Origin of the sequence: Pseudomonas sp. LAMO17WK12:I10 (genome assembly GCF_900215185.1) — a bacterium.
Classification (GTDB): domain Bacteria; phylum Pseudomonadota; class Gammaproteobacteria; order Pseudomonadales; family Pseudomonadaceae; genus Aquipseudomonas; species Aquipseudomonas chlororaphis.
Map to the genome: position 1 here is coordinate 1 of NZ_OBDX01000061.1, position 6,527 is coordinate 6,527.

2 protein-coding genes are annotated in these 6,527 nt (G+C 66.4%); both read right to left on the reverse strand.

The features are described from left to right. Positions 1 to 5,180, reverse strand: a 5,180-nt coding sequence (locus CRO75_RS31750; protein ID WP_143504296.1) for a non-ribosomal peptide synthetase, incomplete at its 3' end; no start/stop codon positions are given. 3 nt (positions 5,181 to 5,183) lie between these two features. Continuing rightward, positions 5,184 to 6,527, reverse strand: a 1,344-nt coding sequence (locus CRO75_RS32475; protein ID WP_143504299.1) for an AMP-binding protein, incomplete at its 5' end; no start/stop codon positions are given.

Consider the following 6,527-nt stretch of genomic DNA (forward strand, 5'->3'; position numbering starts at 1 on the left):
CCGGAGGTGTAGATCACATAGGCCAGGTTGTCGCCGTCCAGCGCCACGTTCGGCGCGGTGTCGCTGTAATCGGCCCACTCCTCGCTGCGGTCCACCGCCAGGCTGTCCAGCCCGTCCGGGATCGGCAGCTGTTGCTGCACCGCGGTATGGGTCAGCAGCAACTTGGCGCGGCTGTCCTGCATCATGTACAGCAGGCGATCGCGCGGGTATTCCACGTCCAGCGGCACGTACACGCCGCCAGCTTTCAACACCGCGAGGAAGGCCACCATGATTTCCGCGCTGCGCGGCATGGCGATCGCCACCCGTACTTCCGGGCCGACGCCACGGGCCATCAGCGCCCGGGCCAGACGGTTGGCGCTGCGCTCCAGCTCACCGTAGGTCAGTTGCCGATCACCAAAGATCACCGCCACCGCATCCGGGTTGTTGCGGGCCTGATCGGCGACCAGCTCATGCACCAGACGCTTGGCCGAGAAGCCGGAATCCGTGCGATCCCATAGGGTCAGGATCTGCTGCCGTTCGGCGCTGTCGAGCAGGTTCAACTGGCCGATGCTCTGCCGTGGATCGGCGACCATGGCCTGCAACAGGTTCTGCCAGTGCCGGGCCATGCGCTCCACGGTGGCCGGCTCGAACAGGTCCAGGGCATAGCCCAGGGAGGCCCAGATGCCCTCCTCGGCTTCCTGGATATCCAGGTCCAGATCGAAGTGCGCGGTGCGGCTGTCCCACTCCAGGCCCTCGACCCGCAGGCCGGGCAACTGTTGCTCGGCGCGAGCGCCACGGGCGTCGGTCTGGTGGTTGAACATCACCTGGAACAGCGGGTTGTGGCTCAGGCTGCGCTCGGGTTGCAAGGCCTCCACCAATTGCTCGAACGGCAGGTCCTGGTGGGCCTGGGCCTCCAGCGCGCGCTGCTTGACCTGTTGCAGCAGCTGGGTAACGGTCATTTGCCCGTCGATATCGGCCTTGAGCACCTGGGTGTTGACGAAGAAGCCGATCAGGCGCTCGGTCTCGACCCGGTTGCGGTTGGCGATCGGGATACCGACACGTACATCCTCCTGGCCGCTGTAGCGGTGCAACAGGGTCTGGAACGAGGCCAGCAACAGCATGAACAGGGTCACGCCCTGCTGCTGGGCCATGGCCTTGAGCTGGGTGGCCAGCAGCGGGTCCAGGGCGATGCCCAGGCGCGCGCCGCGATGGCTTTGCACCGCCGGGCGCTGATGATCGAACGGCAATTCCAGTACCGGCTGCTCGCCGCCCAGCTGGCCCATCCAGTAGTCCAGCTGGCGTTCTCTTTCGCCAGCGTCCATCCACCCGCGCTGCCATGCGGCGTAGTCCGCGTACTGGATTGGCAGGGCCGGCAATTGCAGGTCCTGGCCTTGGCTCTGCCCCTGACTGTAGCCGGCGTACAACTGCACCAGCTCATCGACCATGATCTGCATCGACCAGCCATCGGAAACGATGTGGTGCTGTACCAGCACCAGCACATGCTCCTCCTCGCTCAAGCGCAGCAGCTTGACCCGCAACAGCGGCCCTCGCTCCAGGTCGAACGGCCGGGCGATTTCCGCTTCCACCAGGGCTTTAAGCTGGGCCTTATCGGCCTCGGCCAATGCGATATCGACGGACGCTGCGCCGCGAATCACCTGCACCGTGCGCTGACCATCCTGCTGCAGATGGGTGCGCAGGCTTTCATGACGCGCCACCAGGGTGTCGAAGCTGCGTTGCAACGCGGCCTGGTCCAGGCGGCCTTTCAGGCGCAGGGCACTGGGCACGTGGTAGGCAGCGCTTTCGGGTTCCAGCTGCCAGAGGAACCACTGGCGCTCCTGGGCATAGGACAGGGCCAGGGGCTGGCCGCGCTCCACCGGCAGCAGGGCCGGTGCCTGCACACCCTTGGCATCGCCGGCCGGCAAGGCACGGACAAAACCATCGAGGCGCGGCTGTTCGAACAGGGTCCTGAGCGGCACTTCCAGCCCCAGGCTATGGCGCAGGCGCGAGACCACCTGCATGGCCAGCAGCGAGTGACCGCCCAGTTCGAAAAAGTGGTCGGTGAGGCCGACGCGCTCGGCGCCGAGGATATCCGCCCAGATCGCCGCCACCTGTTGCTCCACGGCGCTCACCGGCGCGATCCAGGCCTGCTGCGCCTGGCTGGCGTCCGGTTGCGGCAGGGCCTGACGGTCCAGCTTGCCGTTGGGGTTGAGCGGCATGCGCTCCAGGAACAGCAGGTGCGCAGGCACCATGTAGTCCGGCAATTGCTCGCGCAGCGCGGCCTTGAGCCGCTCGCCCATGGCCTGTTGCTGCTCTGGCGATGTCAGCGGCTGCGTCGCCACCACATAGCCGATCAACTGGCTGTCGGCGGCCAGCAGCACGGCTTCGCGCACCTCGGCCCGGGCCAGCAGCAAGGCTTCGATTTCCCCCAGCTCGATACGGAAACCACGAATCTTCACCTGGTGGTCGGCCCGGCCGACGTACTCGATCACGCCGTCGGCGCGGTAGCGCGCCAGGTCGCCGGTGCGGTACAGCCGCTCGCCCGCCGCGCCGAACGGATCGGGCATGAAGCGCTCGGCCGTCAGCAGCGGGCGCTGCAGGTAGGCCCGTGCCAGGCCGCTGGCACTGCCGATATAGAGTTCGCCCACCGCTCCCACCGGCAACAGGTTGAGGTCGCGGTCCAGCACATACAGGGCCCGCCCCGGCAACGAGCGGCCAATCGGGCTGGCCGTGGCGCCCGTGACCGCGTCGGCCGCACAGCAGTCCAGCACGCTGGACACCACCGTGGCCTCGGTCGGGCCATAGGTATTGAGCAGGCGCACATGCCCCAGGCCGGCGCGCAGCCATTGCGCCGGGCCATCCAGCGGCATGGCTTCGCCACCGATATGAATCTGCCGCAGGGCGCCATAGGACCTCGGGCCGGCCGCCAGGCAATCGAGCAGGAACAGGTTCCAGTAGGCGGTCGGCAAATCGGCCAGGGTAATGCCCTGGCGGATGATTTCGCTGTACAGGCGGGCGCTGTCCCACAGCTCGGGACCGCGCAGGACCACGCTGGCGCCCTGGGTCAGGGCCGGGTACAGCTGCTCGACGAAACCGTCGAAGTTCAGGGTGGCGAATTGCAGGACGCGGTCATCCTGGGACAACCGCGAATAATCCGCGGCAATCCCGGCGAACTCGCTCAGGGCGGCGTGATCGATGGCCACGCCCTTGGGCTTGCCGGTGGAACCCGAGGTGTAGATCACATACGCCAGGTTGTGCGGATCGACCGCCAGCCCTGGATCGCTCTCGGCGCACTGCGCCAATTGCCCGTCCGCCAGGTCGATATCCAGGGCCGCCAGATCGGCCGGCAAGGGCAGGCGCTGGCGCAGGTGAGACTGGGTCAGCACCAGGCGCACGGCGCTGTCTTCGAGCATATGCACCAGGCGCTCGCGGGGGTATTGCGGGTCCAGCGGCACATAGGCACCACCGGCCTTGAGCACTGCCAGCAGGCTGACCACCATGGCGAAGGAACGCTCGACCGCGACCCCCACCAGCACTTCCGGGCCAACACCCTGGCCGATCAGGTAATGCGCCAGGCGGTTGGCCTGGCGGTTCAGTTCGGCATAGCTCATGCGCTGCTCGTCCAGCAGCAGGGCCACGGCATCAGGGCGCTGCCGGGCCTGCGCCTCGAACAGCCGATGCACAGGCTCTTGCGCCGTGACGGTGGCGCTGGCATTCCATTCCCGGACCATGCGCCGCTGTTCGTCCGCGCTCAGCAGCGGCAGCTCGCCGATCAGTTTCTGCGAGCTATCAAGCATGCCGCGCAGCAGCCCTTGCCAGTGCTGCGCCAGGCGCTCCACGGTGGCCGCCTCGAACAGGTCGGTGGCGTAGGTCAGGGACGCCCAAAGGTCGTCGCCGGACTCCTGGGTGTCCAGGCTCAGGTCGAAGTGGGTGGTGTGGCTGTCCCACTCCAGGCCTTCCACGCGCAGGCCGGGCAACTGCTGTTCGGCGCGGGCACCACGGGCGTTGGCCTGGTGGTTGAACATCACCTGGAACAGCGGGTTGTGGCTCAGGCTGCGCTCGGGTTGCAGCGCTTCGACCAGTTGCTCGAACGGCAAGTCCTGGTGGGCCTGGGCCTCCAGCGCGCGCTGCTTGGTTTGTTGCAGTAAATGGGTGACGGTCATCTGCCCGTCGATATCGGCCTTGAGCACCTGGGTGTTGACGAAAAAGCCGATCAGGTGCTCGGTCTCGACCCGGTTGCGGTTAGCGATCGGCACGCCGACGCGGATATCCGACTGGCCGCTGTAGCGGTACAGCAGGGTCTGGAACGAGGCCAGCAGGAGCATGAACATTGTCACGCCTTCGCGCTGCGCCAGGCCTTTGAGGCCCGCCGCCAGCGACGCCTCCAACTTCAGGTCGAGACGCGCGCCGCGCTGGCTCTGCACCGCCGGGCGCGGATGGTCCAGGGGCAGCTCCAGCACCGGCTGCTCACCCCTCAGCAGGGCGCACCAGTAATCCAGCTGGCGCTCCTTCTCCCCCGCTTCCATCCAGCTGCGTTGCCACAGCGCGTAGTCGGCGTACTGGATCGGCAGCGCCGGCAATTGCAGGTCCTGGCCTTGGCTGTAGCCGGCGTACAACTGCACCAGCTCGGCCACCATCACCTGCATCGACCAGCCATCGGAAACGATATGGTGCTGCACCAGCACCAGCACATGTTCGTCCTCGGCCAAGCGCAGCAGCCTGACCCGCAGCAGCGGGCCCTGCTGCAAGTCGAAGGGCCGGGCGATTTCCGCTTCCACCAGGGTCTTGAGCCGCGCGTCGTCGGCGCCCTCGGCCTCGACCCGCACGATCTCGACGCTGGCCTGGGCATCGACCACCTGCAGCGTGCGCTCGGCATCCATCTGCAAACGGGTACGCAGGCTTTCATGGCGCGCCACCAGGGCATCGAAACTGCGCTGCAACGCGGACTGGTCCAGCCGGCCTTTCAGGCGCAGGGCGCTGGGGATGTGGTAAGTGACGCTGTCCGGTTCCAGCTGCCAGAGAAACCACTGGCGTTCCTGGGCATAGGACAGCGGCAGGCTGTCGACCTCCATACGGGTCGGGGCAATCGGCAGCTGGGCGAAGCTCATGCCACGGCTTTGCAGCCGTTTGTAAAACAGCTTGCGTTGTTCCAGAGGCAGGCGAACGAAGCGAGACACCAGATCGATATTTTCATTGGAAAGCATTGTTCAAATCGCCTCAAGTTCGCTCAAGAAATCTCTAAGATCATCAAAATCGGCAGTACTGCCCGACCGGCAATCGCCGGCAGCCTTGGCATAGGCCTGCAACGACTCGGTCTGGAACAGCGCGGCCAACGGCACTTCAAGCCCCAGCTCGGCATGCACCCGCGAGGTGATCTGGGTCGCCAGCAGGGAATGACCGCCCAGCTCGAAGAAGTGGTCGTTCAAACCCACCCGCGGCAGGCGCAGGACCTCGGCCCAGATGGCCGCGATCTGCTGCTCCAACTCGCTCTCGGGGGCCACGTATTCCTGTTGCAACAGGCTGGCGTCCGGCTGGGGCAGGCCCTTGCGATCCAGCTTGCCGTTGGGGGTCAGCGGCATCTGTTCCAGGAACATCAGGTGCGTCGGCACCATGTAGTCCGGCAGACGAGCCTTCAGCGCCCGGCGCAGGTTCTCGCAGCACGTCGCCTGGGCGGCAGCATCCGTGGCCACTGTCGGGTCCAGGGTGACGATGTAACCCACCAACTGCTTGCCGCTCGGCCCGTCCTGGGCCACCACCACCGCTTCGCGCACCGAGTCCTGCTCGCGCAGGCGCGCTTCGATCTCGCCCAGCTCGATACGGAAACCGCGGACTTTCACCTGGTGGTCGACTCGACCCAGGTAGTCCACCACACCGTCCGGCCGGCCACGGGTCAGGTCGCCGCTGCGGTACACGCGGCTGCCCGGTGCACCGAACGGGGCCGGGACAAAACGTTCGGCGGTCAATGCCGGACGCTCCAGGTAACCGCGGGCCACGCCTTCGCCGCCCAGATACAGCTCACCGGCCACGCCAATCGGTTGCAGGTTCAGTTGCGCATCCAGCACGTAACCGCTGCGGTTGCCCAACAGCTCGCCAATCGGTGCATAGGCCGCGCCGCATGGATCGCCCTTACGCGCCTTCCATAGCAGCGGCGTGACCACGGTTTCGGTCGGGCCATAACCGTTGAACAGGTAGGTCGGACGCAAGGCGCGCCAAGCTAGGTCGTAGCTGGACTGCGCCACCGCGTCACCGCCAAAGCAGTACACCCGCACCGCAGGCGGGTTGCCGTCGCGTTCGGCGTGTTCGGCCAGCTGCTGCAGGTACACCGGTGGAAACACACCGACAGTCACGCCGTGACGATGCATCTGCGCATAGGTGTGTTCCGGCAGCCACAGGCTGTCGTCGCGGATCAGCACCCGGGCGCCGTTGATCAGCGGGTGCATCCAGCCCTCATGAGAACCGTCGAAGGCGAAGGACATAAAGTGCAGCTCGCAATCCGCCGGGGTCATTTCATAGCGTTCGCCGGTGGCGATGATGTGCGCCACCAGCGGACC